Here is a 25,689-nt window from a genome sequence, read left to right as displayed (position 1 = left end):
AACCCTGCTCGCGCATATCGCATCCATGGCATTGGGCGACTGGATCACACCGCATCCCGAAGGCATCGAGGTTCCGGCTGCGGACATCTGGATCGATCCCTCGCAGCCCAAGGCCCGCGCCTTCGTCACGCACGGCCATGCCGATCATGCGCGCGGCGGGCATGGCGAGGTGTGGGCGACCCCGGAAACGCTGGCGATCATGGAGGCGCGCTACGGCCCCCAGACCGCCCGCCCGGTCGCCTATGGCGAGACCGTCCGAATGGGTCCGAAGGACAATGAAGTCGAAATCGGCTTCGTCCCCGCCGGCCATGTGCTGGGCTCGGCGCAGATCGTGCTCGACCATCGCGGCGAACGCATCGTCGTGTCGGGCGATTACAAGCGCCGCCCCGACCCGACCTGCGACCCCTTTCGTCCGGTCAAATGCGACGTCTTCGTGACCGAGGCGACCTTCGGCCTCCCGGTCTTCCGCCATCCCGAGACGACCGACGAGATCGACAAATTGCTCTCCGCGCTCCGTGCCGAGCCCGAACGCTGTGTCCTCGTGGGCGCCTATGCGCTGGGCAAGGCACAGCGGGTGATCGCCGAACTGCGCGGCATGGGCTTCGACGATCCGATCTACATCCACGGCGCGCTCCAACGCCTGTGCGATCTCTATATCGAGCATGGCGTCGCGCTCGGCGAACTCCGCCCCACCACTGGCGTGCCGAAAAAGGAGCTTCAGGGCCGCATCATCCTGTGCCCGCCCGGCGCGCTCAACGACCGCTGGTCGCGCCGCCTGCCCGATCCGGTCACCGCGATGGCGAGCGGCTGGATGACCGTCCGCCAGCGCGCGCGGCAACGCAACGTCGAACTCCCGCTGATCCTCTCCGATCATGCCGACTGGGACGAGCTGACCACGACGCTGCGCGAGATCGCGCCCAAGGAAGTGTGGGTCACCCACGGCCGCGAAGACGCGCTGGTCCACTGGTGCCGCAACCACCAGATCAAGGCGCGCGCGCTGGAGCTCTCGGGCTATGAGGACGAGGATGACTGAATTGCTCAACATCGTCATCCTCACCGGCGCGGGCATTTCCGCCGAATCCGGCGTCGCCACCTTCCGCGGCCCTGGCGGGCTGTGGGAGGGGCATCGCGTGGAGGATGTCTGCACGCCACAGGCGCTCGCGCACGACCCCGAACTGGTCCATCGCTTCTACGACGAACGCCGCGCGAACCTCGCCAAGGTCGAACCCAATGCCGCGCACCGCGCGCTCGCCCGGCTCGATGCGGAGTGGCAAGGCGAACTGCTGCTGGTGACGCAGAATGTCGACGACCTGCACGATCGCGCCGGGTCGAAGCGGCTGCTTCACATGCATGGCGAGCTCAAGTCCGCGCTGTGCGCGTTGTGCGGAGTCCAGAGCGAATGGGCGGACCCGCTCCCGCCGGGGACGCCGTGCCCGTCGTGCGACGCGCCCGCGCTGCGCCCCGACATCGTGTTCTTCGGCGAGATGCCCTATCACATGGAGACGATCGACGCGGCGCTCTCCCAGGCCGACCTGTTCGTCTCGATCGGCACCTCGGGCGCAGTCTATCCCGCCGCCGGCTTCGTCCGCACCGCGCGGCATCACGGCGCGGATACGCTCGAACTCAACCTCGACCGCTCCGAAGGCAGCGGCTGGTTCGCGGAAAGCCGCCTCGGCCCCGCCGGAACGCTGGTGCCGCATTGGGTGGAGTCGTTGCTCAGCTAGTCACCCTCACCCTTCCCACTCGCTACGCTCGCGGGCCCCTTCCCTCTCCCGTTGGGAGAGGGAGGGAGGCGCGAAGCGCCGGAAGGGTGAGGGCGACCACTCCTGACGCAGCTCAATCCACCCAGTCCAGCCCGATCTCGCGATACAGGTCGCGATCCTCTTCCCAGCCCGGGCGCACCTTGACGTGAAGGAACAACTGCACCTTGACGCCCAGCAGTTGCATCAGCTCGGCCCGCGCGCGCGACCCGATCTCCTTGATCTTCGACCCGCCCTGCCCCAGCACGATCGCACGCTGCGTCGGCCGCTCGACCAGGATCTGCTGGTAGATCTCGACCGACCCGTCGGGCTTTTCGGTATAGCGCTCGGTCTCGATCGCGGTCGCATAGGGCAATTCGGCGTGGAGCAGGTGATAGAGCTGCTCGCGCGTGATCTCCGCCGCCAGCATCCGGTCGGTCGCGTCCGACACCTGATCGGCGGGGAAATGCCAGGGCCCCTGCGGCATGCGCTTGGCCAGCTCCGCCTTCAGCTCCGCTACGCCATCGCCGGTCGTCGCCGACACGAAGAAGGTATCGTCGAACTCTGCCAGTTCGTTCAGGCTCGCGGCATGGCCCAGCAGGCGCGGCTTGTCGGCGATATCGACCTTGTTGAGGATCAGGATCTTGCGCTCGCGCCGATCCTTCAGCCCTTCGACGACGCTGCGCACCTTGGGCCCGATCCCGCCCTTGCCGTCGACCACCAGCGCGATCAGGTCCGCGCCGTCGGATCCTTCCCACGCCGCGGCGACCATCGCCCGGTCCAGCCGCCGCGCCGGATCGAAGATGCCCGGCGTATCGACCAGCAGCAGCTGCGCATCGTCATGGATCGCGATGCCCATCAGCCGCGCGCGCGTCGTCTGCGCCTTGGGGCTGACGATCGCCACCTTCTGGCCGACCAGCGCGTTGACCAGCGTCGACTTGCCCGCATTGGGCGCACCGACCACGGCGATCAGGCCGCATTTCTGTGCTTCGATATCCAAAACTGCTCCGTCCAAAATCCATCGTCACCCCGGCCTCGTGCCGGGGTCCACCCATCCGCGGGCCCTTCCGTCGACGCTAATAGCACAGGCGGCCGACCCCGGAACCAGTCCGGGATGACCACCCTTGGCCCGCCTATTTCTGCAGCACCGCCAGCAACGCCGCCGCCGCCGCGGTCTCGGCTTCCTGCTTGCTCGACCCCTCGCCCTCGGCCTCGGCGAGCTTGGCGATCTCCGCCTTCACGCGAAAACGCGGGGCGTGGCCCGGCCCGGACCGGTCGAGCAGCACATAATCCGGCGTCCGCCGGTTGTTCGCTGCCGCCCATTCCTGCAGCGCCGACTTGGGATGTTTGGGCGCCGCCGCCTGCGCGTCGATCCGACTGTCCCACAGCCGCCGCACCAGCGCCTTCGCCGCGTCGAACCCCTGGTCGAGGAAGGTCGCCCCGATCAGCGCCTCCATCACGTCGCCCAGCACATTGTCGCTGTCCGCCGCGCCGTCGTCGCGCGCTTGCTTGCCCAGCTTCAGGTGGCGCGGCGCGCCGATCTCGCGCGCGACCTCGGCGCACATCTGCCCGGTCACCAGCGCGTTGAAGCGGCGCGACAATTTCCCCTCGGGCTCGTCGGGAAAGCGCTGGTATAGCCATTCGGCCAGCGTCAGCCCCAGCACGCGGTCGCCCAGAAACTCGAGCCGCTCGTAATTGGCCGCACCCTGGCTGCCATGCGTCAGCGCGCGGCGATAGACCGCCAGCTCGTCCGGCGCCTGGCCCAGCACCCCGGCCAGCCAGCCGGACAGGTCTTCGCTCAAAAGCCTTCCCCGATGCGGTCGAACCGCGCCGCGCTGAACCAGGTCCAGGGCAGCACCCAGTTCGCGCTGCCATCGGTCGACCAGAAGCTAACCACCGCCTTGCCCTGGATATTCTCCATCGGCACGAAGCGGATGCCGCCGCGATTGACGCCCTTCGAATCCAGCACCGGCTCGAACCGGCTGTCGCTGGAATTGTCGCGATTGTCCCCCATCAGGAACACATGGCCCTCGGGCACGGTGAACAGCGCGGTATTGTCGCCCTGACTCAACCCGGCATCGAGCACGTCATAGCTTTTCCCGCCAGGCAGCGTTTCGCGGTACCGCGCGATGCGGCACACCGGCGTGCCGTCGGCCGCTGCCTCGATCGTCGGCGCGTCGCACTCGGCATTGGGCGTCATCGGCAGCACGAAATCGGCCACGCGCTGCTTCGGAATCGCCTGCCCATTGAGGATCAGCTGCCCGTCGCGCATCTGCACCGTATCGCCGGGCAGGCCGATCACGCGCTTGATCCAGTCCTGGTTGTCGGTCGGCGGCGCCTTGAACACCACCACGTCGCCGCGCTGCGGGTCCTTGGCGAAGATGCGCCCGGGGATCAGCGGCATGCTCCAGGGAAGCGAGTGCTTCGAATAGCCGTAATTCCACTTGGTGATGAACAGATAGTCCCCGACCAGCAGGCGCGGCAGCATCGACCCCGACGGGATACTGAACGGCGCGAAGATGAAGCTGCGCACGATGAACACCAGGATCGCGAGCTTGAACAGGAAGCTCAGCGTATCGCGCAGTTCGGAACGCGGCTTGATCGTGTCGGTGGCGGCGGGCTGCGCCGTTGCGGAGTCGTCCATTGCGTCGCTGTGAATTGGGTGTGTGGCATCGTCAAGGCACCTTTGTTTGGTTTGCGGCACCAGCCCGCTCCCCCACCCGGCCACCCATCAGAATACACTAAGTGGGTGGCCGGGTGGGGGAGTGGGCCGGTGCCGCGCTTCGGCGACGCCGAAGCCCACAAAACGAGCCCGCCCGCTTTCACTCCCCCACCCGCCACGCTACATGCGCGCCACGCAACAGGAGACAGGCACATGGCGACCCCCGACTGGAGCGCGATCGAATCGCTGCCCCGCACTCCGCTCAAGGACCTGTTCGCGGGCGATCCCGGCCGCCTCGCCGCGCTCAGCGCCGATGTCGCGGGCATCCATTTCGACTTTTCCAAGACGCATCTCGATGGCGCCGCGCTCGACGCCTTCGCCGCGCTCGCCAAATCGGCGGACTTCGCCGCCAAGCGCGAAGCGCTGTTCGCGGGTGAGCCGGTCAACGTGACCGAGGGGCGCGCCGCCGAGCATACCGCCGAACGCGGCGAGGGTGCCGAGGACAGCGTCGCGCGCGCCGCAGCATTTCACGGCCGGATGCGCGGCCTGATCGACGCGATCGAGGCCGAGGCGCTCGGGCCGATCCGCCACGTCCTGCACATCGGCATCGGCGGCTCGGCGCTCGGACCCGAGCTGCTGATCGACGCGCTCGGGCGCGAGATGGACCGCTACGATGTCGCGATCGTCTCGAACATCGACGGCTGCGCGCTGGAGGAGGCGATCGCCGGCTTCGATCCCCACGCCACGCTGATCGCGGTCGCGTCCAAGACCTTCACCACCACCGAAACGCTGATGAACGCCACAAGCGCGCTCGACTGGATGCGCGAACATGGCGTCGAGGATCCCTATGGCCGCGTGATCGCGCTGACCGCCGCGCCCGACAAGGCGATCGAATGGGGCGTCGACGAAACCCGCGTCCTGCCCTTCGCCGAGTCGGTCGGCGGGCGCTATTCGCTGTGGTCGTCGATCGGCTTCCCCGCCGCGATCGCATTGGGCTGGGACGCGTTCGAGGAACTGCTCGACGGCGCCGCCGAAATGGACCGCCATTTCCGCCTGACCGATCTGCGCAGCAACGCCCCCGTCCTCGCCGCCTTCGCCGACCTCTATTACACGCAGAATCGCGGCTGCGAGACGCGCGGCGTGTTCGCCTATGACGAGCGCCTGCGCCTGCTCCCCTCGTACCTCCAGCAGCTCGAGATGGAATCGAACGGCAAGTCGGTGACGGCGGACGGCCAGCCCGTCGGCCGCGCGACCGCGCCGATCACCTGGGGCGGCGTCGGCACCGATGCGCAGCACGCGGTGTTTCAGTTGCTGCATCAGGGCACGCACCTCGTCCCGCTCGAATTCATCGCGGTGATCGAGGGCGGCGACACGCTGGCCGAGGATCACCACCGCGCGCTCTTGCTCAACTGCTTCGCGCAAGGCGCGGCGCTGATGGCCGGTCGCGCGAATGACGATCCCGCCCGCGCCTATGCCGGCGACCGCCCGTCCGCGACGATCCTGCTCGACGAGCTCGACCCGCGCACGCTCGGCGCGCTGATCGCCTTTTACGAACACCGCACCTTCGTCAGCGCCGCGCTGCTCGGCATCAACCCGTTCGACCAGTTCGGCGTCGAGCTGGGCAAGGAAATGGCCAAGGCGGCCGAGCGCGGTGGGCAGGACTTCGACCCCTCCACCGACGACCTCATCCGGCGGGCATTCGGCTGATGTCCGGCGAAGACTATATCTATGACGAGGCCAGCGGCGAATGGGTCCCCGCCTCGCAGCTATCCGCCGCTCCGACTGAAGATGTGGTGGAGGTCCGCGACTCGGTGGGCAATTTGCTCGCCGATGGCGATCAGGTCACGCTGATCAAGGACCTGACCGTCAAGGGCGCGGGCCAGACGCTCAAACGCGGTACCCTCATCAAATCGATCCGCCTGACCGGCGACGCACAGGAAATCGACTGCAAGTTCGACGGCATCAAGGGCCTGGTGCTGCGCGCCGAATTCGTCCGCAAGCGCTGACCCTCTTTTGCCGTCACCCCGGCCTTGTGCCGGGGTCCACCGGAAGGCGGGGCGTGAAGCAAGAGGCTAGAGCGCAGGAGGCGCGGCACGGTGGACCCCGGAACAGGTCCGGGGTGATCCTTGCGAAGAATAGACGGCGGCCAAAGAGGTGCCGGTGAACCGGCCTGACCAAGCGCAACGCCCCGCAAAACGAAGCATTGACATTAAATCTACATAGGTAGATTTAATGCTCATGTCTCGAAAACGCGCGCTCTCCCCCCATGCCAGAACGGTCCTCGCCGTCCTGCTCGATGCCGGAGCCCGATGGTCTCACGGCTATGAGCTTGCGCGGCTTGCCGGCGTCAAATCCGGTACGCTTTACCCGCTCCTGATCCGCCTGGAGTCGCAAGGCTATCTCGAGGCAGAATGGCGAGAGCCCGCCGAAGCCGGTCGGCCGCCGCGCCACGTTTACCGGTTGACCGCCAGTGGCGCGCGGCTCGCCCAAGCCAACCCGCCCGGTCAGGCTGCCCCGGTCGCAGGACGACGAGAGGCCACGACATGAGCACCGCCATCCGGCGCCACCTCACCGATCTCGCCTGCCGCGCCCTCCAGGCGACCCTGCCCCCATCGCTACAGTCCTGGGGATGGGCGATCCGTTGCGAGGCGGCCAGCATCCCTGACGATGGCAAGGCGCTGCTGTTCGCGCTCGACGGCCTGTGCGGGCTCGTTCCGCGCGCGATCGCACTTCGCCTGCGCCAGCGCTTCGCCCGGTCCGCCGACAGTCGGGCTCCCCGTCCCGAAGGAACGATAACCGTGACAATCCGCGATACCCTGATGCACCGCCCCCGCGCGCTCGGGGTCGCATGTGCGATCGGCGCGGTCCTTCTCGGCCTCGTCTATATGGCGCTCGCCGGCGCGCCGACGCGCTATTTCGGGATGAACGTCGGTGCGCTGGCGCTCGGCCTCATGGTCCTGGCGGGATTCGGTCGCGCCCTAGCGCCGGGGCAAGGCCGGTGGGACGGCGCGATCGTCGCGATGGCCGGCGCCCTGCTGGCGACGGCGCTGTTCGGGCCCGACATCGACGGCGTCTCCCGCTGGGTCAGCGTCGCTGGGCTCAGCATTCAGCCCAGCCTGATCCTGCTCCCGGTGATGATCGTCGCGTTCGCCCATTCGCGTAGCGCGATGAGCACCAGGGGACTGGTCGTCGCCGCCGCCGCGATGGCGCTGCAGCCCGATCGCGCAATGGCCGGGATGCTCGTTCTCGGCCTGCTCCCGCTCGTCCTGACCGGTCGCGACCGGCATGGCATGGTGGCGTTCGCCGCGAGCGTGATCGGCCTCGCCGCGACGCTCGCCCGTCCCGATCCGATGCCGGCCGTCCCCTATGTCGATCGCATCTATTATTCGGCGTTCGATGTGCATGTCGGCGCGGGTCTCGCCGTGTGGATCGGATCGGCGCTGCTGCTGGTCCCGGCGTTGACCGGCTGGCATCGCGACACTGAGCACCGCGCGACCTACGCCGCGTTCGGCGCCAGCTGGGCCGCCGCCATCCTCGCCGCCGCGCTTGGCAACCATCCAACGCCGCTGGTCGGTTACGGCGGGAGCGCGATCATCGGCTACGCCCTGGCATTGCTGGCGCTGCCGCGGGTGGCGGGCGACCCGGCCAGTGGTGACGCGCGTATCCGCGACGATGGCGATACGGCGTTGCACGACCGCCACCTGCGCGTCGGGCTGGCTTGATCCCATGGCGTCGCCCGCTCCCGGAAGCACGTTCCGCCGCACCGTCGCCGCGATGCTGGCACCCCCGCGGCGTTGCTGGCTGGTCGCCGCGCTCATCGCCGCGCTCCTCTATTATGGATCGGGCGAGGTCACCCGGACGCGCGGCGCGCAGCGCGTGTCGTTCCGCCCCGCGCACCAGCAGTGCGGGGTTTCGGGCGCGCTCCGCTTCTGCATCTATCGCGATCGCCGCGGGACCAATGGCGATATCCTCTACCATCTGCACGGCAGGAACCTCGACGAGCGGATCTGGAACGACGACACCTATCTCACCGCGCTGATTCAGGCGGAGTGGCAGCGCGGCCGCGCCTTGCCGCCGACGGTCGTCACGCTGTCCTACGGCGGGACATGGCTGCTGACGCCGAAGGGGCAGAAGGCCGACAGCGGGCTGCTCGACGATCTGATGACCCGCCTGCCCGCGATCGAGGAGAAGGTGGGGCGTCCGCGTCGCCGCCTGCTGATGGGGGAATCGATGGGCGGGCTCAACGTCCTGATCGCTGGCCTGACTTACCCCGCACAGTTCGCAAAGGTCGCGGCGCTCTGCCCCGGCGTCTACACTATCTCGCCATTCGACTCGCTGTCGAAGATCCGCGCGGCGATGACGCGCACCGGCGCGAACCCCAAGGTCATCTTCGGCGTGTGGATGATGGCGCGCACCTATGCGGCGAACGACGCGGAATGGCAGCGCGTCTCACCGCTCCGCCTGATCGAGCGCGCGGATTCCACCTACCCGGCGCTCTACCTGTCGAACGGCCTGTACGATGCCTATGGCAATTTCGAGGGCACGGAGCGGCTCGCGGACGTTGCACGCGCGCACGGCGTGGCGACGCAATGGCACCCGCTTTACGGCGGGCATTGCGCGATCGACGCGCGGTCGCTCGCCGCGTTCCTGTCCTCCTGACCGCGGCCCCCGCCCGCCGCAGAGGCCGTCGCTGCGTTGGCATTCCCGCCCCGCACGCCTATCTGCGCCCTGCGCACATTTGCAGGAGCCCCCAATGCCCGATTACGACTACGACCTCTTCGTCATCGGCGCAGGCTCGGGCGGCGTCCGCGCCTCCCGCGTCGCCGCCGCGCATGGTGCGAAGGTCGCGATCGCCGAGGAATATCGCGTCGGCGGCACCTGCGTCATCCGCGGCTGCGTGCCCAAGAAGCTGCTCGTCTACGGCGCGCATTTCGCCGAGGATCTGAAGGACGCGCGCCGCTTCGGCTGGAACGTTCCCGATTGCGACTTCGACTGGGCAGTGCTGCGCGACAATGTCCTCGCCGAGGTCGACCGGCTCAACAGCGCCTATACCAACACGCTCGACAGCCACGGGGTCGACATCGTCCACGAACGCGCCACCGTCTCCGGCCCCAACGAGGTCAGGCTGGCGAGCGGGCGGAAGATCAGCGCGGGCAAGATCCTGATCGCGGTCGGCGCGCGCCCGCACGTGCCGTCCTGCCCGGGTCACGAACATGGCATCACCTCGAACGAGGTGTTCCATCTCGATCATCTGCCCAAGCGCGTGCTGATCGCGGGCGCCGGATACATCGCCAACGAATTCGCCGGCATCTTCAACGAATTCGGCAGCAAGGTGACGCTGATCAACCGCTCGGACGTGATCCTGCGCGGCTATGACGAGCAGATCCGCGACCGGCTGCTGCAGATTTCGATGACCAAGGGCATCGATTTCCGCTTCCACGCCGAATTTCGCGGGATCGAGAAGCAGGCCGACGGCAGCCTCAAGGTCAGCATGACCGAGCATGACGATATGGAGGTCGACTGCGTCCTCTTCGCCACCGGCCGCGTCCCCAATACCGAGGGCCTGGGCCTCGCCGAAGCCGGGGTCGAGCTCGACGCCAAGGGCGCGGTCGTGGTCGGCGACGACAACCAGTCCTCGGTCGACTCAATCTACGCCGTCGGCGACGTCACCAATCGCGTCCAGCTCACTCCGATCGCGATCCGCGAAGGGCAGGCGTTCGCCGACACCGTGTTCGGCGGCAAGCCGACCAAGGTCGACTATGGCTGCATCCCCGCCGCGGTGTTCAGCCATCCGCCGATCGCCGGGGTGGGCATGACCGAAGGACAGGCGAAGCAGAAATACGGCGCGGTGAAGGTCTACACCTCCGACTTCCGCGCGATGAAGAATGTCCTCGCCAACCGCAACGAGCGCGCGCTCTACAAGATGATCTGCGAGCCCAATTCGGGCAAGGTCCTCGGCCTTCACATGATCGGCCCCGACGCCCCGGAAATCCTCCAGGCGGCGGCGGTGGCGGTGAAGGCGGGCCTGACCAAGGACGCCTTCGACCAGACCGTCGCGCTGCACCCGAGCATGGCGGAAGAGCTGGTCCTGATGAAATAGTCCGTCACCCCGGCGAAAGCTGGGGTGACGGCTTCACTCGGCCCGCAACAACGCGTCCGCTTCGCTGTCCTCCTCGCCCTCGCCCGCGATCGCCCGCGTCGCGCCCACGTCCATCGCGACATTGCCGACGGTGCGGAAGATGTCGGGGATCGTCTCGACCGCGACCAGCAGCCCCAGCGGCGCGATCGGCACGCCCATCGCGATCGAGATCGGCGCGATCGACGACACGAAGCTGATCGTCCCGGGCAGCCCCACTGCGCCCATCGTCGTGATCGCCGCCGCCGCCCAGCCCGCGGCGATCTGCCCCAGCGTCAGCTCGATCCCGAACCAGTGCGCGACATAGATCGCGACCGCGAAGTTCATCGCCGGCCCGGTCCAGCGGAACAGCGCGACCGCGAGCGGCAGCACCACCCCCGCGCGCGCCACCGGCACGCCCAGCGCCTCGGTCCCGCGCAGCATCGCGGGCAGGCTGGCGAGCGACGACTGGGTCGATGCCGCCACCGATTGCGACGGCAGGATCGCGCGCACGAACCGGCCCGGCGAAACCTTGGCGAACATCCAGGCGAACGGCACCGCGAGCAGCCACAGCACCACGCCGACAGTGCACAGGATCGCGACATAATGGAGCAGCGCCCCGAACGCCGACGTCCCCGCCCGCGCGCCGACGACATAGGCCAGCGCGCCGACGCCGATCGGCCCCAGCCACAGCACCCAGTTGATCACCACCAGCATCGCATTGCCCAGCGCGCGGAAGAACCCGGTCAGCCGCTCGCGCTCCTCGACCGGCAGCCGTGTGACCGCAAAGGCGAAGACCGTGGTGAACAGGATCATCGGCAGGAACGCGTCGTTGACCGCCGACGCCAGCGGGTTGGACGGCACCAGCGCGACGAGGAAGGCCGAGAAGGGCGGCACCTCGCCCGTCGGCGGCGCGCTGCCCAGCGCCTCGCGCAGCGCATTGGCGAGGTCCGCACCCAGCGGAAAGACCGAGAGCAGCCCCAGCGCGAGCGCCCCGCCGAGCGCCGAGGAGACCCATAGCAGCACGATGAAGGTGACGAACGCGCGCCCCGCCAGCCGGCTCGCCCGCGCCGCCTCCGCCGTCGCGGCGATCCCGGTGATCAGCAGCGAGACGACCAGCGGCACGATCGTCATCTGCAGCGCATGCAGCCACATCGTGCCGAGCGGCTGGACCCAGTCGGCCGCCGCCAGGGCACCCGCCGGGGCGAATGCGGCGGCACCGATGCCGATGGCCAGCCCCAGGACGAGCGAAACGAAGATACGGGTTGCTTGCGACATGCTCGCCCTTGACCAAAACCGGCGCTATCACGCCCCCCAGAAACCGGCACAACCTTGCAAAGCGGGCGGATATGGCAAGAAAATATTTCGGCACGGACGGGATTCGCGGTCGCACCAACGCCGGTGCGATGACCGCCGCGATGGCGATGAAGGTCGGAATGGCGGCGGGCGCGCACTTCCTGCGCGGCGATCACAAGCACCGCGTGGTGATCGGCAAGGACACCCGCCTGTCGGGCTACATGCTCGAAAACGCGCTGGTCGCCGGCTTCACCAGCGTCGGCATGGACGTGACCCTGGTCGGCCCGATGCCGACCCCTGGGGTCGCGATGCTGACCCATTCGATGCGCGCCGACCTCGGCGTGATGATCTCCGCCAGCCACAATCCCTATGCCGATAACGGCATCAAGCTGTTCGGTCCGGACGGCTACAAGCTCTCCGACGACGACGAGGCCGTGATCGAGGCGCTGATCGACGGCGATGTCGCGCTCGTCCCCGCGCCCGAGATCGGCCGGGCCAAGCGGATCGAGGACGCGCGCGGCCGCTACATCCACTTCGCCAAGTCGACCTTTCCCGAGGATCTTCGCCTCGACGGCCTCAAGATCGTGGTCGATTGCGCCAATGGCGCGGCCTATCAGGTCGCACCCTCGGCCTTGTGGGAACTGGGCGCAGAGGTCGTCGCGATAGGCGTCACCCCCAATGGCAAGAACATCAACGACCAGGTCGGCTCCACCGCGCCGCTGACGCTGTGCGAGACGGTGGTCGCGTCGGGCGCGCATATCGGCATCGCGCTCGATGGCGATGCCGACCGGCTGATCGTCGCCGACGAACGCGGCGAGGTGGTCGATGGCGACCAGCTCATGGCCACGATCGCCGGGGGCTGGGCGCGGCAGGGTCGCCTTGCCGGTGGCGGACTCGTCGCGACGGTGATGTCGAACCTGGGCCTCGAACGCCATCTCGCCGCGCAGGGGCTGGGGCTGGTCCGGACCAAGGTCGGCGACCGCCATGTGCTCGAGAAGATGCGCGGTTCGGGCTACAATGTCGGCGGCGAGCAATCGGGCCACATCATCCTCAGCGATTATGCCACCACCGGCGACGGCCTCATCGCCGCGCTGCAAGTCCTGGCGGAGATCGTCCGCGCGGGCGCTCCGGCGAGCGAGGTGCTGCACCGCTTCGATCCACTGCCCCAATTGCTCAAGAATGTCCGTTTCGCGGGCGGCAAGCCGCTCGAACACAGCGAAGTACAGGGCGTCATCGCCGCCGCGGAAGCCGAGCTCGAAGGCACCGGTCGGCTCGTCATCCGCCCGTCGGGTACCGAACCAGTGATCCGCGTCATGGCGGAGGGCGAGGACATGGCGCTGGTCACCACGGTGGTCGACCGTATCTGCGAGGCCGTGCGCAAGGCAGCGGCTTAAAATCCTCCCCGGCACGGGGAGGGGGACTATCCGAAGGATGGTGGAGGGGGCCCGAGGCACCGGACTCCATTGCCTCGGGCCCCTCCGTCAGCGCTGCGCGCTGCCACCTCCCCGTTCCGGGGAGGATTTGTTAAGGACACAGACATGCTCGAAATGCGCCCCGACTGCGAACGCTGCGGCACGGACCTCCCCGCCGATCAGGGCGGGGCGTTCATCTGCTCGTTCGAATGCACCTTCTGCGCCGACTGCGCGGACGATCTCGACGAGACCTGCCCCAATTGCGGCGGCGAACTGCTCGACCGCCCCGCGCGGGTCGGCGATGCACTCCGCAAGCACCCGGCCAGCACCGCGCGACGGTTCACCGGCAACGACAATTGAGCCGATCCGCGCGCGCATAATCTTCCGGTCTCTCTGCCCTTTCCCGCTCGCCCCGACGGCTCGGACACGGCGACGATGTCGGCACGCGGCTTCGAGCCAACGTCCGAGCCAGGCTATGCCAACCGGCCCACACCCTGCGCGATCGTTGCCGCGAAGACCCCGCCGATCAGAACGACAGCACCCAGCCATCGGTGATCGCGTGCCAGCGGTGCGAGCGGCGGCGTCGCGGGGGAGCGCGCAACGACCCCGATCGCCAGCAGATAGCCGATGGGCGCGACGCCGAAGCTCAGAAACGCGTCCAGTGCCGACGCGGCGCGATCGCCATGCCACAATGCCGCCAGCGCGATCGCGACGCCGCACGCGCTGGCATAGGGAATGATCAGCCGGGCGGGCCGCCCCCCGGCCAGCGATCCGCCCATCCGCGCCGCAATCCGGATCGTCCCGACGTACCCGATCGCACCCACGGCGATCGCCACCGCGTGCCAAGCGGGCGGCCAGCCCAGATCGGCCGCGACATGCCCCCAATCGTCGCTGCCGTCGATCCCCTCGCGCACCATTTGGGCACAGACCCACAGCATCGTCTGCACACCTAGTGCATAGCCGAACAGGCTGATCGCAGAAGGCGCCGGGCGAAACCGGCGCAACGCGATCAGGCACGCCGCCGCCACGCACAACGCACCGATCGGGCCGCCCGCATCGGCAAGCACCCCCGCCCCGGCACAGCGAAAGACGAGGAAGGTGATCAGCGTCACGCTTCCGCCATCGGCCAGGCACCCGACGCCATGCCCCAGCGCCTCATGGGCAAGCGACGCGGCGATGGCGACGGCGGCTCCGACCGCGATCAAGGTCGCACCATCGTCGCGCGTCCCGGCTGCGCTCACGCGGTCCGGTCCCCGTGGCGTTCGAGCCAGTCGACCGCGAAATCGATCATCGGCGGCGCATCCACCAGCAAGCTCGGAGCCAGACCGATCATGCCCTGTCGACCGCCCCCGGCCGCGACAAAGGCGATGACGATCTGCTCGATATAGTCTTCGGGAAGGCTGTCATGCACCGGGTCGGCGGTGTCGAATTCCTCGATGAACCGCCAGTACGTGCCGTCCGCCCCGGCAAACGGGACCTCGAAGCGAAGCACCCGCTTGTCGGGAAGCCGCGCACGGTGGTCGGCATGATGGATCAGCGTCATCGTGTCCCATGGCGCGCCGACCATCAGCACCCGTCCACCGATATCGACCAGCTTGGACAGGGGCGTATTCTCGCCATAGCCATAGTCGAGCCCGTGATCGGCCGTGATCCATTCGGCCAGCCTGCCCACCGCCGCGATCGATGCACCCGGATTTGCGCTGCGGCGCGCACCCGGCATCGTGCGGACGAACTCCGCGATGATGCCGTTCATCCGCACCGCGCGCGAGGACTCCTGGTCGAAACCGGGCACATGATCCCGCCATTCGGGCAGCACCCGGCCAGAGGCGTCCAGCAAATCCTCATGCACGCTGTCCCAGCTGGCATAGACGAGCAGTGTCCCATCGGGTCCGACGACGTCGAGGATCGCATGCGACAGCGCGTCGGGTCCGTTGAGCAGCGGTCCGACTTTGCGCATCGCCGCGTGGACCATCACGGCATCGCCCGCCCGCAATCCGATCCGGGTCAGGTCGCTGCGCAGCGCGCTGCGCGTGCGAAAGGCGGGCAGGTCGGCGTTCATCGCGTCTGGCTGCCACACTTCGCGGCGAAGCTGAAGAACGCACGGACGGCGCGTGTTGTCCGCACGCGGCTTCGGTCCCCTCGCACGCCGGCCGAGACTCCCCGCAGAACGCGCGCGTTACACCTTGGACCGTGACGCCGCGCCCTTTCCTACAGCCCCCCGCCTGTGCCATTGCAGGGCATGGCCACCGCTGTCGCCACCCCCCGCATCCCCCCGCCCTGCTGCGCCGCCGTCGCGGTAGCGGCGCGTCTGTGTCGCATCCCTGGCGCGTTGGCGTCGCCGATGCGTCGCGCCCCGGTCGCGTCACCGTCGCCCGGGTGTCGCGTCGATGTCGCGCAGGTGTCGCGCTGCGGTCGCGTGCCCGTCGCCTCGCCGTCCCGAACCCGTCGCCTCGCGGTCGCTTCGCCCGGATATACTCCTTTTTTCGTCAGCTTCGTCGGACAGATGTCATGAGCATCCCCCGCATCCTCATCATCGCCGGGTCCGATTCGGGCGGCGGCGCGGGCATCCAGGCCGATATCCGCACCGTCACCATGCTCGGCGGCCACGCGACCACCGCGATCACCGCGATCACCGCGCAGAATACGCTGGGCGTCACCGGCATCCATCCGATCCCGGTCGATATGGTGCTCGCCCAGATCGACGCCGTCACCTCCGATATCGGCTGCGACGCGGTGAAGATCGGGATGATCGGATCGGCCGATATCGCCAACGCCGTCGCCGACCGGCTCGAAGCGCTCGACTGCCCGATCGTGTTCGATCCGGTGATGATCGCCACCAGCGGATCGGTGCTCGCCGATCCCGCGACGATCGCCGCCTTCGAACGGCTGATGACGCTCGCCTCGGTCGTCACCCCCAACCTGCCCGAACTCGAGGCGCTGGGCGGACGGCAGGCGGTGCTGTCCTATGGCGGCCATCTCGCCGAAAAGGGCGGGCACAAGGAGGGTCCGACGATCGTCGACCAGCTCTACGCGCCCAAGGACCGGCTCGTGATGGAGATCGAGGCCGAGCGCATCGACACGCCCGATACGCACGGCACCGGCTGCACCTTCGCCGCGGCGCTGGCCACCGGTCTCGGCTCGGGGCTGTCGATCGGCGACGCCTTCATCCAGGCGGTGCGCTTCGTGCGGCTCGCGATCCTCAACGCACCGGGGCTGGGGGAAGGCCATGGCCCGGTCGGCCATGCGCTCGGCATGGTCCCGTTCGACGTGATCGACGGCGAGGAGGAGGACGATGCCTGATTTCGCCTTCGAAACGCGCCATGCCGCACGCGGCCCGGTGGCCGGGGTGGACGAAGCCGGGCGCGGCCCGCTTGCCGGCCCGGTGGTCGCCGCAGCCGTGATCCTCGATCCGGCATGCCTGCCCGACGGCATCGATGATTCGAAAGTGCTGACCGCCGCCAAGCGCGCCGCGCTGTGCGACGCGATCCTCTCCTGCGCCCGTGTCGGCATCGGCATCGCCACCGTCGAAGAGATCGATCGGCTCAACATCCTGTGGGCGACGATGCTGGCGATGACCCGCGCGGTCGCCGCACTCGATCTGCCGCCGGCCTATGTGCTGGTCGACGGCAATCGCTGCCCGGACTGGCCCCACGCCAGCGAAGCGGTCATTGGCGGCGACGCGCTGTGCCTCTCGATCGCCGCCGCATCGATCGTCGCCAAGCACCGCCGCGACTGCATCATGGCCGAGCTCGATACGCTACACCCCGGCTATGGCTGGGCGAGCAACAAGGGCTATGCCGCCCGCGTGCATCAGGAAGCGCTGCGCACCCTCGGCCCCACCCCCCATCACCGCCGCAGCTTCGCCCCCGTCGCGCAGGCCGAACTCGATTTCGGGCCCACCATGCTGGTTCGCTAGGCGAGGGAACGCCCCGCCCTCGAGAGCGTTGGAACATTAAGTGAACATCGAGGATGAAGACATGACCGACACCATCGCCAATCCCAAGCTTGAGGATCATCCCGGCTCGAATACCGAAAAGGACCCGCAGGACTGGGTCTCCGGCGACGATCCGATGACCGGCGCGCAGGCATCCTACCTTACCACCCTGTGCGAGGAGGCACAGGTCGATCCCCCCGCGCAGGGGCTGAGCAAGGCCGAGGCGTCGGAGATGATCGATTCGCTCAAGGCCAAGCTTGGGCACTGATCCGAACGGAAAAGGTCCGCCACACTGCCGGGGCAGCGCGACGGACCTCCTTTCCTCCCCAGGAAACTGGTTCGATTTGAGCGGTAGCCGCTATCCGGCACAGGCCGGATCGAACGTCACGCCGCGAACTGGTTCATCGTGTTGTGGACCCCGCCGGCCTTCAGCGCGGCTTCACCGGCGAAATATTCCTTGTGATCGTCGCCGATGTCGCTGCCCGACATGTTCTGGTGCTTCACACAGGCGATCCCCTGGCGGATTTCCTGCCGCTGCACGCCCTTGACGTAGCCGAGCATCGCCGCCTCGCCGAAATATTCCTTGGCCAGGTTGTCGGTCGACAGCGCCGCGGTGTGATAGGTCGGCAGGGTAATGAGATGATGGAAGATACCGGCCCGCGCCGCCGCATCCTTCTGGAAGGTGCGGATCTTCTCGTCCGCCTCGTCGGCGAGTTCGGTGCCGTCATAGTCGACGCTCATCAGCTTGGCCCGGTCATAGGCCGAAACATCCCGGCCCGCCTCGGCCCAGGCATCGAACACCTGCTGGCGGAAATTGAGCGTCCAGTTGAAGCTCGGCGAGTTGTTGTAGACCAGCTTGGCGTTGGGCACGACCTCGCGGATCCGGTCGACCATCGACGCGATCTGCTCGATATGGGGCTTCTCGGTCTCGATCCACAACAGGTCGGCGCCATGCTGCAGGCTGGTGATGCAATCGAGCACGCAGCGATCCGCCCCGGTCCCCTCGCGGAACTGGAACAGGTTCGACGGCAGCCGCTTGGGCTTCATCAGCTTGCCGCCGCGATTGATGACGACATCGCCATTGACGCCCGACAGGTCGGTGACCTCCTCGCAATCGAGGAAAGCGTTATACTGGTCGCCCAGATCGCCCGGCTCCTTGGAATAGGCGATCTGCTTGGTCAGCCCCGCGCCCAGCGAATCGGTCCGCGTGACGATGATCCCGTCATCGACCCCGAGCTCGAGAAAGGCGTAGCGGCACGCCCGGACCTTCGCCAGGAAGTCCTCGTGCGGCACCGTGACCTTGCCGTCCTGATGGCCGCACTGCTTTTCGTCGCTGACCTGATTCTCGATCTGGAGCGCGCAGGCCCCGGCCTCGATCATCTTCTTGGCGAGCAGATAGGTCGCCTCGGCATTGCCGAAGCCCGCATCGATATCGGCGATGATCGGCACGACATGCGTCTCGTAATTGTCGATTCCATTCTGGATCCGCGCCGCCTCGACTGCATTGCCGGCATCCCGCGCCGCATCGAGATCGCGGAACATCATCCCCAGTTCCCGGGCATCGGCCTGTTTGAGGAAGGTGTAGAGTTCCGCGATCAGCGCCGGGACGCTGGTCTTTTCATGCATCGACTGGTCGGGCAGCGGGCCGAACTCGCTGCGCAGCGCCGCGACCATCCAGCCGGAGAGATAGAGGTAGCGCCGCTTGGTCGACCCGAAATGCTTCTTGATCGAAATCATCTTCTGCTGCGCGATGAACCCGTGCCAGCAGCCGAGCGACTGGGTGTAGGCGGCCGGATCGGCATCATAGGCTGCCATGTCGCGACGCATGATCCCGGCGGTGTACTTGGCGATGTCGAGGCCGGTGCGGAAGCGGTTCTGCAACCGCATCCGCGCAACCGATTCCGCGTCGATCCCGTCCCAGCGGCCTTGCTGCGCGTCGATGGGCTGGGCCGCCCGGGCAATTTCATCGGTATAAGTCATGCGTCACCTCGCTGTGTTGCGAGTGTGCCTATTCATCTCGACAGGATTTTACGTCGGAAATGCGATCTTGTGCAGGTTGTCTGGTCGCACCGGCGTGGGCCACCTCGTGTAGCATTGTAAATTTATGACACTCGACCGACGGCTTGGATGGGCTTTTTTCGGCACCGCTAGACCTAGTGCCTGTGGATAAGTCAGCGACTCAATATGTGGACAAGTGCCGAAATGTTCCGCCAAGTTAACGGAATCCAAAGCCTTTTCGTTAACCAATGTTCGCTTGACGGAGTCCGTGCTTTCGTGGCGTTTCGCCGGTTCAACGGGGTTTGGAGTGGTTAATGGGGGTCATCGAAAAGGTCGCTAAGGCGCCGCAGGCAGCGCCGGTGGACGTGCGAACCCGCAAGTGGGTCGACGTGCTTCCGCTCGATTCGATCATCCAGCAGGATTGTATCGAGGCGATGCGCGCACTGCCCGCCGCATCGGTCGACATGATCTTCGCCGATCCGCCGTACAACCTGCAGCTCGGCGGCGATCTCGCCCGGCCCGACGGCAGCCATGTCGACGCGGTGACCGACGACTGGGACAAGTTCGATTCGCTTTCGGCCTATGACGCGTTCACCCGCGCCTGGCTGGCCGAGGCACGCCGCGTGCTCAAGCCCAACGGCACGATCTGGGTGATCGGCAGCTATCACAACATCTTCAAGGTCGGCTCAGCGATCCAGGACCTGGGCTTCTGGATCCTCAACGACATCATCTGGCGCAAGGCGAATCCCATGCCCAACTTCAAGGGCACGCGCTTCACCAACGCGCACGAGACGCTGATCTGGGCGTCGATGGGCGAGAAGGCGAAATACACCTTCAATTATCGCAGCATGAAGACGCTCAACGACGAGCTGCAGATGCGCAGCGATTGGGAATTCCCGATCTGCGGCGGGCAGGAACGGCTCAAGAAGAACGGCACCAAGGTGCATCCGACCCAGAAGCCCGAGGCCCTGCTCTACCGCGTCATGCTCGCCTGCACCAAGCCGGGCGACATCGTCCTCGATCCATTCTTCGGCACCGGCACCACCGGCGCCGTCGCTAAGCGCCTGCGCCGTCACTGGATCGGCATCGAGCGTGAGGGCGGCTATGTCGAGGCGGCGCAGGAGCGCATCGCCGCGGCGCTGCCGCTCGACGAAAGCGCCGTGACGACGATGCAGGCACCGCGCCAGGCACCCCGCGTCGCCTTCGGCACGCTGGTCGAGACCGGATATCTCAACCCCGGCGCCGTGCTCACCGATCCCAAGCGCCGCTGGCGTGCGACGGTCGGCGTCGACGGCAATCTGCGCAGCGAGTGCGGCGCGGCGGGGTCGATCCACAAGCTCGGCGCAACGCTGCAGGGCGCGCCGTCCTGCAACGGCTGGACCTTCTGGCATCACGAGACGCCCGAGGGCCTCAAGCCGATCGACACCCTGCGTCAGACCTATCTGCTCGCGACCCAGCCGTGAGGGACTGACAGGCGGCGGCGGAACCGGATAGAGCGGCATCATGGACCTGCCCGCGCTCCCCGCCTCCGCCCGCCTCTACCTGCGCCCGGTGGCGCCGGTCGACAGCCCGATCGGCCATGATGGGCAGGTGGCACGGCTCGCCGGGGGGCTGAGCTGGTTCTTCGCCTATGAGCTGATCGCGGTCGATGCGGGCCGCCGCGTTTCCCAGCTGCTGGTGCCGGTGGAGCGGCTGCCGGGCCTGCTCGGGCAGCTTCCGGACGCACCGGCCGAACGGCTTCGCGCTCAGGCCGCCGCCATCTCCGCGTCCCGCCCGACGATCCGCGCTGGGGAGCGGACGCTGCGGCTCGATCAACCGCTGGTCGCGGGCATCCTCAACTGCACGCCCGACAGCTTTTCCGATGGCGGCAAGCACGTCGGTGACCCCGAAGCGACCGCGCAGGCCGGGTTCGACATGGGCGTGGCCGGCGCCTCGCTGATCGATGTCGGGGGCGAATCGACGCGGCCGGGCGCGAACGCCGTTTGGGAGGGCGACGAGATCAAGCGCGTCGTTCCGGTGATCGAACGGCTGGCGGCCTCGGGCGTGGCGGTGTCGATCGACACGCGCAAGGCGGCGGTGATGGAGGCGGCGCTCGCCGCGGGCGCGCACGTCGTCAACGATGTCGCGGCGCTGGCATTCGACCCGCGCGCCGCAGAAGTCGTGGCGAAGGCGGGCTGTCCGGTAATCCTGATGCACTCGCCCGATCCCGCGCACGGGCCGCATGGCGGACCCGGCTATCGCGATCCGCTGATCGAGGTGTTCGATTGGCTGGAAGAACGCGTCGCGGCGGTGGTCGCAGCGGGTATCCAGCGCAGCAACATCCTGATCGATCCGGGCATCGGGTTCGGCAAATCGCTCGCCGACAATCTCGCGCTGATGAACGGCCTGACGCTGTTCCACGCGCTGGGGCTGCCGATCATGCTGGGCGCCAGCCGCAAGCGGATGGTCGGCGCACTCGACCATGAAGCCCCGGTCGAACGGCGGCTGGGCGGATCGCTTGCGCTCGCGATCAAGGGCGCGGACGCCGGCTGCCAGCTGCTGCGCGTCCATGATGTCGCCGAAACGGTGCAGGCGGTGCGGGTCTGGCGCGGGATGAAGGATCACGGACTAACCGGTCGCTAGGCGAACGCCGACGGCACTTGGCGGCGTTGGGGAAACGCAATAGGCTCGGGGACGGGAGGAGTGCGGCGATGCTCACGACTGGACTGTGCTGCATCATGGCCTTGCCGATTGTCGCGCCGCCCGATCCGGCCGTGTCCGATGCCGATCCGGCCGAGCTGCCAGCGCCCGTTGACGCGCCACCGGTCGCCCCGATCCGCATCGCGAACTTCCCCCGCCTCAGCGAAGTGGAGACGCGCGCGCCCGACGACGACCGTGCGCCGCTCCGCGACGCACCGCGGGCGGGCGGCGGCGTGGTCGATCATCTGCGATCGATCCCGTGGGAAGCCGGCGGGGTCGCCGCCGGCATCACCGCACTCGGCATCTTCAACTGGAACTGGGGCAGTTCCGGCTTTCATTTCAGCTCCGAAGGCTGGTTCGGCCGCGACACCAGCAGCTTTGGCAGCGACAAGCTGGGTCATGCCTATTCGACCTATGTGATGACCGAGTTTCTGAGCGCCGCCATTCGCCGCAATGCCCGCGCACCCAAGCGCGCGCAGGTGAGCGCGGCGGCGATCTCGATGGCGCTGATGACCTATGTCGAGGTGTTCGACGGCTTTTCCGGCGACCATGGCTTCGCGTGGGAGGATATGGCGGCCAATACCGCCGGTGCCGCATTCTCGGTACTGCGCCACACCGTGCCGGGGCTCAACGACAAGCTCGATTTCCGGCTGCACTATATTCCGTCGGGAAATGTCGGATGGCGGCCGATCACCGACTATTCGGGTCAGCGCTATGTGCTGGCGGTGAAGCTGGCCGGCTTCGAGCCGTTCGCGGACGGGCCGTCGCGCTTCGTCGAACTCCATGGCGGCTATTATGCGCGCGGGTTCACCGAGCGGGAGAAATTGAGAGGAGTGGAGCCGAAACGCGCACTGTTCGTGGGGATCGGTTTCAACCTGCAGCAGCTGATCTCGCGCGATCGCGGCGAAAAGAGCCGCTTCCACCGCGCCGCGCGCTCGGCGCTCGAATATGTGCAGGTCCCCTACACCGCCGCCTATTCGCGGTGACCTAGCGGTCCGGTCGCCGAGTTTCAGAACCAGCCAGAAGTTTTTAGCGCGGGCGCCCTCTCGCGCGACACCGGGGCCTCCACGCCGTTGGTCAGCACCAATCGGATGTTGCGACCGTCACGCCGGACACGCGCAACGGCGGCGCGCGCAACCCACCAGCTGCGGTGCACCTGGGCACCGTCGATCCCGTCCAGATCCTCGATCGCGTCGCGCATACGCATCAGGATCAGGTCGCTGCCCGCTGCCAGATGCGCGCGCACATAATGGTCCTCCATTTCGAGCGCGAGCAGGTCGCGACCGAGATGCGGCGGCAGTCGGTCCAGAAAGCGCGGATCGGGTGGTGGAGCGGGCGGTGGTGGAGCGGGCGGTGGCGGCGCGACCGGCGGCACGGCCCCCTCGGATGCGGTCGGCTCCTTGCCGCGCTGCGTCAGGAACAGGATCAGCGTAACCCCCGCACCGATCACCAGCACATAGCCATAGGTGGCAAGCAGGTCGTCGAGGCTCGGTGCCGTCCGGCAAAGTCCGCGACAGCCGACCAGCCGGACCAGCAGCGTCATCGGCACGGTCGCGATCAGCGTCGCCGCGACCCACATCGCCGTCACCGGCAGGTCGAGGCGCCGCGCCGCCCAGTCGGCAACGCCGCCGATCGGGCGGTAGAAGAGATAGCCCGCGAGTGCGAGCGGAATCCAATAGACCAGCCGCGCTGCGAAACTCGCCTGAAAACTGCCGAACGGTCCGATCAACGCCAGCACGACGCCGATCGCCGCGAGCAGCGCAAGATCGATCAGCAGCTTTCGCAATCCCGGCATCGCACTCCGCCCCGCACACGGTCGTCCCCCTGCATACCGCCCGTTCACGTATCGTGAAGTGGCGAAATCGAGCCACTGGCGAACGCGCATGCCGATCCGCGCAGCGGCGCTTGTTCGCGAACCGACAGCGGCGAAACGGGAAGCCGAACGACGAGGGAACACGTTTCATGCCCCATGCCACCGCCCCGACTTCAAACCCGCGCACCACCCGGGCCGGGCTCGACCTGTCGCCCGCCCTGCGCGCATTCATCGCCATTGCCGGCTTTGCCATGACGCTGGCCATGGGGGTGGCGCTCGCCCGGTTCGGGCTCGGTCTGACCCCGCCCCGCGCGACGGTTCGCGAAGTCGCGGTGCTGATCCATATCGCAACCGTCATCCCCGCCGTTCCGCTCGGCATGTACCTGATGCTTCGCCGCAAGGGCGATGCGCGGCACAAGATGCTGGGCAAGGTCTGGGTCGCGCTGATGATCGTCACGGCCCTGTCGGCGATCTTCATCCGCCACATCAACAATGGCGATTTCAGCTTTATCCATCTGTTCGTGCCGCTGACGCTGATCGGTGCCTGGCGGATCGTGCAGACGGCACGGCGCGGCCAGATTGCCCGGCATCGCAACAATCTGATCGGCATGTATCTCGGCGCGCTGATGATCCCCGGCATCTTCGCCTTTACGGGCGAGCGCCTGATGGGGATGTGGCTGTTCTGGTGAAATGCCCGCGTCGGGCGCTCAGTTCAGCGGTCCGCTCCGGGTGCGCTGATCGACATAGGTGCGGTGGATGTTGAACGCGCTGGGACGACTGTCGCGAAACCGGTCGCGCCGCCGCTCGGCCTCCGCCGCGATCTTTTCCAGGCTTTCGACAAGATCTTCCAGATTGGTGCGCCGCTCGCCCGGCGTCGCGTCGCGACATTCGTCCATGCACGCAGCGACCAGGTCCGGCACGCGCCGGCGGATCACATTGGCCCAGTCCACCGCATCGGTCGCGAGCGGATTGGCATCGGCAACGGCGAGCAGCCCTGTGCAGCTGGTTCGCGCCGCCGCAACCCGGCTGACCGCCCAGTCGGCCTCCGTCGCGGCCAGCGCCCACGCCGTTTCCAGCGGATCTTCGGGATCGACGCAGCGCGCGCGACGCATACGCACCCGGTCGATCCGCTCACGCAGCCGTCGCACGCCGAAGAAGACGCCCAGCGCTGCGGCGCCTGCGGTGGCCAGGGTGATCGCGATCACGGCGAGCGCGGCAAGCGCGACGAGGAAGATCAGAAATCGCAGCATCGCCCGACAATATGGGAAGCGCCGGCCGCTTCGCCAGCGCTACAATGTGTATCCGCCGTCCGCGAGCAACGTTGCGCCGGTCACGAGTGCGCTCTCGTCGCCCAGCAGGAAGGCGATCTGCGCGGCGACTTCTTCCGCCTTCGCGTAGCGGCCGAGCGGGGTCGCCATCGCGGCCATCTCCGCGAAGGCGGCGTCGCGCCCGATCGCAGCGGCGCGCTCCGCGAACATCGGCACTGCGTCCCACACCGGCGTCTCGACCCCGGCGGGCGCGATGGTGTTGACGCGGATGCGGTCGGCCGCCCCTTCCTTCGCGGCGACCTTGGCAAGGTGAATCAGCGCCGCTTTCGAACAGCCATAGGCGGCAACGCCCGCCTCGGCCTTCACCCCGGCGGCCGAAGCGGTCAGCACGATGCTGCCGCCGCGCCCACGCATTGCGCGCATCGCCGCACGCACCGTCAGGAACGCGCCGTCGAGATTGACCGACAGGATGCGCCGCCACTCGGCGAAATCATGTTCGGCGATGGTCGACGCGCCCGCGACCCCGGCATTCACCACCGCATGGTCGAGCCCGAAAAGGTCGAGCCCCTCCCACAGCGCCTCGTCGGCGACATCGCCGCACCGTCGGACCGTCTCCGCGTCGCAGGTCACTGCGTCCAGTGCGGCTGGGTCGCGGTCGACCAGGATCAGCTGCCGCGCCCCCTGTGCCGCGAGCAGCTGCGCGACCGCCAGTCCAATCCCCGACGCCGCCCCGGTCACCAGCGCCGAGCGTCCCTCAAATCGTCTTCTCATCT

General features: G+C 67.7%; 27 protein-coding genes. 17 read left to right on the top strand and 10 right to left on the bottom strand.

The annotated features are described in order from the left end of the window. The first annotated feature begins 25 nt into the window (after positions 1-25). Entirely contained in the window at positions 26-1,033 is a 1,008-nt protein-coding gene (locus tag ABS767_RS05290) for a ligase-associated DNA damage response exonuclease (protein WP_408077309.1), read from the top strand. Next, on the top strand, positions 1,026-1,724 hold the full coding sequence (locus tag ABS767_RS05285) for an NAD-dependent deacylase (protein WP_408077308.1): 699 nt from the start codon (positions 1,026-1,028) through the stop codon (positions 1,722-1,724). The genes ABS767_RS05290 and ABS767_RS05285 overlap by 8 nt, the downstream gene beginning before the upstream one ends. Positions 1,725-1,836: 112 nt before the next feature. Here the strand turns inward: ABS767_RS05285 and era are convergent, their stop codons facing one another. The 3 genes from era to lepB all read right to left on the bottom strand — a co-directional run bounded on the left by era (position 1,837) and on the right by lepB (position 4,383). Beyond that, positions 1,837-2,733 carry a GTPase Era gene (gene era, locus ABS767_RS05280; RefSeq protein WP_408078655.1) on the bottom strand — a complete coding sequence of 299 codons (897 nt, stop codon included), beginning with the start codon at positions 2,731-2,733 and terminating at the stop codon, positions 1,837-1,839. Between the two features lie 139 nt (positions 2,734-2,872). Further along, the gene (gene rnc / locus ABS767_RS05275) at positions 2,873-3,541 is read right to left on the bottom strand and encodes a ribonuclease III (protein WP_408077307.1); all 669 of its coding nucleotides are present in this window, start codon (positions 3,539-3,541) and stop codon (positions 2,873-2,875) included. After that, on the bottom strand, positions 3,538-4,383 hold the full coding sequence (gene lepB / locus ABS767_RS05270; RefSeq protein ID WP_408077306.1) for a signal peptidase I: 846 nt from the start codon (positions 4,381-4,383) through the stop codon (positions 3,538-3,540). Before lepB ends, rnc begins: the two co-directional genes overlap by 4 nt. A gap of 231 nt (positions 4,384-4,614) precedes the next feature. Between lepB and pgi the strand changes: the two genes are divergently transcribed. From pgi to gorA, 6 genes are all read left to right on the top strand, one after another. After that, the gene (gene pgi, locus ABS767_RS05265) at positions 4,615-6,108 is read left to right on the top strand and encodes a glucose-6-phosphate isomerase (RefSeq protein ID WP_408077305.1); all 1,494 of its coding nucleotides are present in this window, start codon (positions 4,615-4,617) and stop codon (positions 6,106-6,108) included. After that, entirely contained in the window at positions 6,108-6,407 is a 300-nt protein-coding gene (locus ABS767_RS05260; RefSeq protein ID WP_408077304.1) for an alkylphosphonate utilization protein, read from the top strand. Before pgi ends, ABS767_RS05260 begins: the two co-directional genes overlap by 1 nt. Before the next feature lie 232 nt (positions 6,408-6,639). Next, positions 6,640-6,948 (top strand): PadR family transcriptional regulator, encoded by a 309-nt coding sequence (locus tag ABS767_RS05255; RefSeq protein ID WP_408077303.1) that lies wholly within the window; start codon positions 6,640-6,642, stop codon positions 6,946-6,948. Next, positions 6,945-8,123, top strand: coding sequence for a hypothetical protein (locus tag ABS767_RS05250; RefSeq protein ID WP_408077302.1), 1,179 nt, complete (start codon positions 6,945-6,947; stop codon positions 8,121-8,123). Before ABS767_RS05255 ends, ABS767_RS05250 begins: the two co-directional genes overlap by 4 nt. Before the next feature lie 4 nt (positions 8,124-8,127). Further along, positions 8,128-9,060 (top strand): alpha/beta hydrolase-fold protein, encoded by a 933-nt coding sequence (locus ABS767_RS05245; protein ID WP_408077301.1) that lies wholly within the window; start codon positions 8,128-8,130, stop codon positions 9,058-9,060. Between the two features lie 94 nt (positions 9,061-9,154). Then, positions 9,155-10,501 carry a glutathione-disulfide reductase gene (gene gorA / locus ABS767_RS05240; protein WP_408077300.1) on the top strand — a complete coding sequence of 449 codons (1,347 nt, stop codon included), beginning with the start codon at positions 9,155-9,157 and terminating at the stop codon, positions 10,499-10,501. Between the two features lie 33 nt (positions 10,502-10,534). Here the strand turns inward: gorA and ABS767_RS05235 are convergent, their stop codons facing one another. Beyond that, complete coding sequence (locus ABS767_RS05235) at positions 10,535-11,794, bottom strand: dicarboxylate/amino acid:cation symporter (protein ID WP_408077299.1); 1,260 nt, start codon at positions 11,792-11,794, stop codon at positions 10,535-10,537. 71 nt (positions 11,795-11,865) lie between these two features. Between ABS767_RS05235 and glmM the strand changes: the two genes are divergently transcribed. Both glmM and ABS767_RS05225 read left to right on the top strand, forming a co-directional pair. Further along, the gene (glmM, locus tag ABS767_RS05230; RefSeq protein WP_408077298.1) at positions 11,866-13,206 is read left to right on the top strand and encodes a phosphoglucosamine mutase; all 1,341 of its coding nucleotides are present in this window, start codon (positions 11,866-11,868) and stop codon (positions 13,204-13,206) included. Between the two features lie 144 nt (positions 13,207-13,350). Then, positions 13,351-13,584, top strand: a complete 234-nt coding sequence (locus ABS767_RS05225; RefSeq protein WP_408077297.1) for a DUF1272 domain-containing protein — start codon at positions 13,351-13,353, stop codon at positions 13,582-13,584. A gap of 113 nt (positions 13,585-13,697) precedes the next feature. Here ABS767_RS05225 and ABS767_RS05220 read toward each other — a convergent pair whose 3' ends face one another. Beyond that, positions 13,698-14,465: a hypothetical protein gene (locus ABS767_RS05220; protein ID WP_408077296.1), complete on the bottom strand. Its 768-nt coding sequence runs from the start codon at positions 14,463-14,465 to the stop codon at positions 13,698-13,700. After that, a complete protein-coding gene (gene aac(3), locus ABS767_RS05215) occupies positions 14,462-15,283 on the bottom strand; it encodes an aminoglycoside 3-N-acetyltransferase (protein WP_408077295.1) in 822 nt (273 codons plus the stop codon). The genes ABS767_RS05220 and aac(3) overlap by 4 nt, the downstream gene beginning before the upstream one ends. A gap of 449 nt (positions 15,284-15,732) precedes the next feature. Here aac(3) and thiD point away from each other — a divergent pair, with 449 nt between their 5' ends. The 3 genes from thiD to ABS767_RS05200 all read left to right on the top strand — a co-directional run bounded on the left by thiD (position 15,733) and on the right by ABS767_RS05200 (position 17,426). After that, positions 15,733-16,524: a bifunctional hydroxymethylpyrimidine kinase/phosphomethylpyrimidine kinase gene (gene thiD / locus ABS767_RS05210; RefSeq protein ID WP_408077294.1), complete on the top strand. Its 792-nt coding sequence runs from the start codon at positions 15,733-15,735 to the stop codon at positions 16,522-16,524. Next, entirely contained in the window at positions 16,517-17,140 is a 624-nt protein-coding gene (locus tag ABS767_RS05205) for a ribonuclease HII (RefSeq protein ID WP_408077293.1), read from the top strand. The genes thiD and ABS767_RS05205 overlap by 8 nt, the downstream gene beginning before the upstream one ends. A 61-nt stretch (positions 17,141-17,201) precedes the next feature. After that, a complete protein-coding gene (locus ABS767_RS05200; RefSeq protein ID WP_408077292.1) occupies positions 17,202-17,426 on the top strand; it encodes a DUF3072 domain-containing protein in 225 nt (74 codons plus the stop codon). Positions 17,427-17,542: 116 nt separating this feature from the next. Here the strand turns inward: ABS767_RS05200 and ABS767_RS05195 are convergent, their stop codons facing one another. After that, positions 17,543-19,138, bottom strand: a complete 1,596-nt coding sequence (locus tag ABS767_RS05195; protein WP_408077291.1) for an isocitrate lyase — start codon at positions 19,136-19,138, stop codon at positions 17,543-17,545. 332 nt (positions 19,139-19,470) lie between these two features. On the opposite strand from ABS767_RS05195, the gene ABS767_RS05190 reads away from it, so the two are divergent. The 3 genes from ABS767_RS05190 (at position 19,471) to ABS767_RS05180 (ending at position 22,821) form a co-directional block, all read left to right on the top strand. Then, positions 19,471-20,619, top strand: coding sequence for a site-specific DNA-methyltransferase (locus ABS767_RS05190; RefSeq protein WP_408077290.1), 1,149 nt, complete (start codon positions 19,471-19,473; stop codon positions 20,617-20,619). A gap of 40 nt (positions 20,620-20,659) precedes the next feature. After that, on the top strand, positions 20,660-21,778 hold the full coding sequence (folP, locus tag ABS767_RS05185) for a dihydropteroate synthase (RefSeq protein WP_408077289.1): 1,119 nt from the start codon (positions 20,660-20,662) through the stop codon (positions 21,776-21,778). 68 nt (positions 21,779-21,846) lie between these two features. Further along, positions 21,847-22,821 carry a DUF2279 domain-containing protein gene (locus tag ABS767_RS05180; protein ID WP_408077288.1) on the top strand — a complete coding sequence of 325 codons (975 nt, stop codon included), beginning with the start codon at positions 21,847-21,849 and terminating at the stop codon, positions 22,819-22,821. A gap of 23 nt (positions 22,822-22,844) precedes the next feature. On the opposite strand, the gene ABS767_RS05175 is transcribed toward ABS767_RS05180, so the two are convergent. Further along, positions 22,845-23,630 (bottom strand): LytTR family DNA-binding domain-containing protein, encoded by a 786-nt coding sequence (locus ABS767_RS05175; protein WP_408077287.1) that lies wholly within the window; start codon positions 23,628-23,630, stop codon positions 22,845-22,847. A gap of 167 nt (positions 23,631-23,797) precedes the next feature. Between ABS767_RS05175 and ABS767_RS05170 the strand changes: the two genes are divergently transcribed. Then, positions 23,798-24,337, top strand: a complete 540-nt coding sequence (locus tag ABS767_RS05170; protein ID WP_408077286.1) for a DUF2306 domain-containing protein — start codon at positions 23,798-23,800, stop codon at positions 24,335-24,337. 18 nt (positions 24,338-24,355) lie between these two features. Here the strand turns inward: ABS767_RS05170 and ABS767_RS05165 are convergent, their stop codons facing one another. Next, a complete protein-coding gene (locus ABS767_RS05165; RefSeq protein WP_408077285.1) occupies positions 24,356-24,898 on the bottom strand; it encodes a hypothetical protein in 543 nt (180 codons plus the stop codon). 39 nt (positions 24,899-24,937) lie between these two features. Then, a complete protein-coding gene (locus tag ABS767_RS05160; protein WP_408077284.1) occupies positions 24,938-25,687 on the bottom strand; it encodes an SDR family NAD(P)-dependent oxidoreductase in 750 nt (249 codons plus the stop codon). Positions 25,688-25,689: the final 2 nt, after the last annotated feature.

This window comes from Sphingomonas plantiphila, from assembly GCF_046000505.1.
Classification (GTDB): Bacteria; Pseudomonadota; Alphaproteobacteria; order Sphingomonadales; family Sphingomonadaceae; genus Sphingomonas; species Sphingomonas plantiphila.
This window is presented reverse-complemented; position numbering and strand designations above follow the sequence as displayed.

Bases quoted from the DNA above. Each gene is read 5' to 3' on its own strand.
- ABS767_RS05290 (WP_408077309.1), top strand. From the start codon at position 26: ATGGCATTGGGCGACTGGATCACACCGCATCCCGAAGGCATCGAGGTT.
- ABS767_RS05285 (WP_408077308.1), top strand. From the start codon at position 1,026: ATGACTGAATTGCTCAACATCGTCATCCTCACCGGCGCGGGCATTTCC.
- lepB (WP_408077306.1), bottom strand. From the start codon at position 4,383: ATGGACGACTCCGCAACGGCGCAGCCCGCCGCCACCGACACGATCAAG.
- pgi (WP_408077305.1), top strand. From the start codon at position 4,615: ATGGCGACCCCCGACTGGAGCGCGATCGAATCGCTGCCCCGCACTCCG.
- ABS767_RS05260 (WP_408077304.1), top strand. From the start codon at position 6,108: ATGTCCGGCGAAGACTATATCTATGACGAGGCCAGCGGCGAATGGGTC.
- ABS767_RS05255 (WP_408077303.1), top strand. From the start codon at position 6,640: ATGTCTCGAAAACGCGCGCTCTCCCCCCATGCCAGAACGGTCCTCGCC.
- ABS767_RS05250 (WP_408077302.1), top strand. From the start codon at position 6,945: ATGAGCACCGCCATCCGGCGCCACCTCACCGATCTCGCCTGCCGCGCC.
- ABS767_RS05245 (WP_408077301.1), top strand. From the start codon at position 8,128: ATGGCGTCGCCCGCTCCCGGAAGCACGTTCCGCCGCACCGTCGCCGCG.
- gorA (WP_408077300.1), top strand. From the start codon at position 9,155: ATGCCCGATTACGACTACGACCTCTTCGTCATCGGCGCAGGCTCGGGC.
- ABS767_RS05235 (WP_408077299.1), bottom strand. From the start codon at position 11,794: ATGTCGCAAGCAACCCGTATCTTCGTTTCGCTCGTCCTGGGGCTGGCC.
- glmM (WP_408077298.1), top strand. From the start codon at position 11,866: ATGGCAAGAAAATATTTCGGCACGGACGGGATTCGCGGTCGCACCAAC.
- ABS767_RS05225 (WP_408077297.1), top strand. From the start codon at position 13,351: ATGCTCGAAATGCGCCCCGACTGCGAACGCTGCGGCACGGACCTCCCC.
- thiD (WP_408077294.1), top strand. From the start codon at position 15,733: ATGAGCATCCCCCGCATCCTCATCATCGCCGGGTCCGATTCGGGCGGC.
- ABS767_RS05205 (WP_408077293.1), top strand. From the start codon at position 16,517: ATGCCTGATTTCGCCTTCGAAACGCGCCATGCCGCACGCGGCCCGGTG.
- ABS767_RS05200 (WP_408077292.1), top strand. From the start codon at position 17,202: ATGACCGACACCATCGCCAATCCCAAGCTTGAGGATCATCCCGGCTCG.
- ABS767_RS05195 (WP_408077291.1), bottom strand. From the start codon at position 19,138: ATGACTTATACCGATGAAATTGCCCGGGCGGCCCAGCCCATCGACGCG.
- ABS767_RS05190 (WP_408077290.1), top strand. From the start codon at position 19,471: ATGGGGGTCATCGAAAAGGTCGCTAAGGCGCCGCAGGCAGCGCCGGTG.
- folP (WP_408077289.1), top strand. From the start codon at position 20,660: ATGGACCTGCCCGCGCTCCCCGCCTCCGCCCGCCTCTACCTGCGCCCG.
- ABS767_RS05180 (WP_408077288.1), top strand. From the start codon at position 21,847: ATGCTCACGACTGGACTGTGCTGCATCATGGCCTTGCCGATTGTCGCG.
- ABS767_RS05175 (WP_408077287.1), bottom strand. From the start codon at position 23,630: ATGCCGGGATTGCGAAAGCTGCTGATCGATCTTGCGCTGCTCGCGGCG.
- ABS767_RS05170 (WP_408077286.1), top strand. From the start codon at position 23,798: ATGCCCCATGCCACCGCCCCGACTTCAAACCCGCGCACCACCCGGGCC.
- ABS767_RS05165 (WP_408077285.1), bottom strand. From the start codon at position 24,898: ATGCTGCGATTTCTGATCTTCCTCGTCGCGCTTGCCGCGCTCGCCGTG.
- ABS767_RS05160 (WP_408077284.1), bottom strand. From the start codon at position 25,687: ATGAGAAGACGATTTGAGGGACGCTCGGCGCTGGTGACCGGGGCGGCG.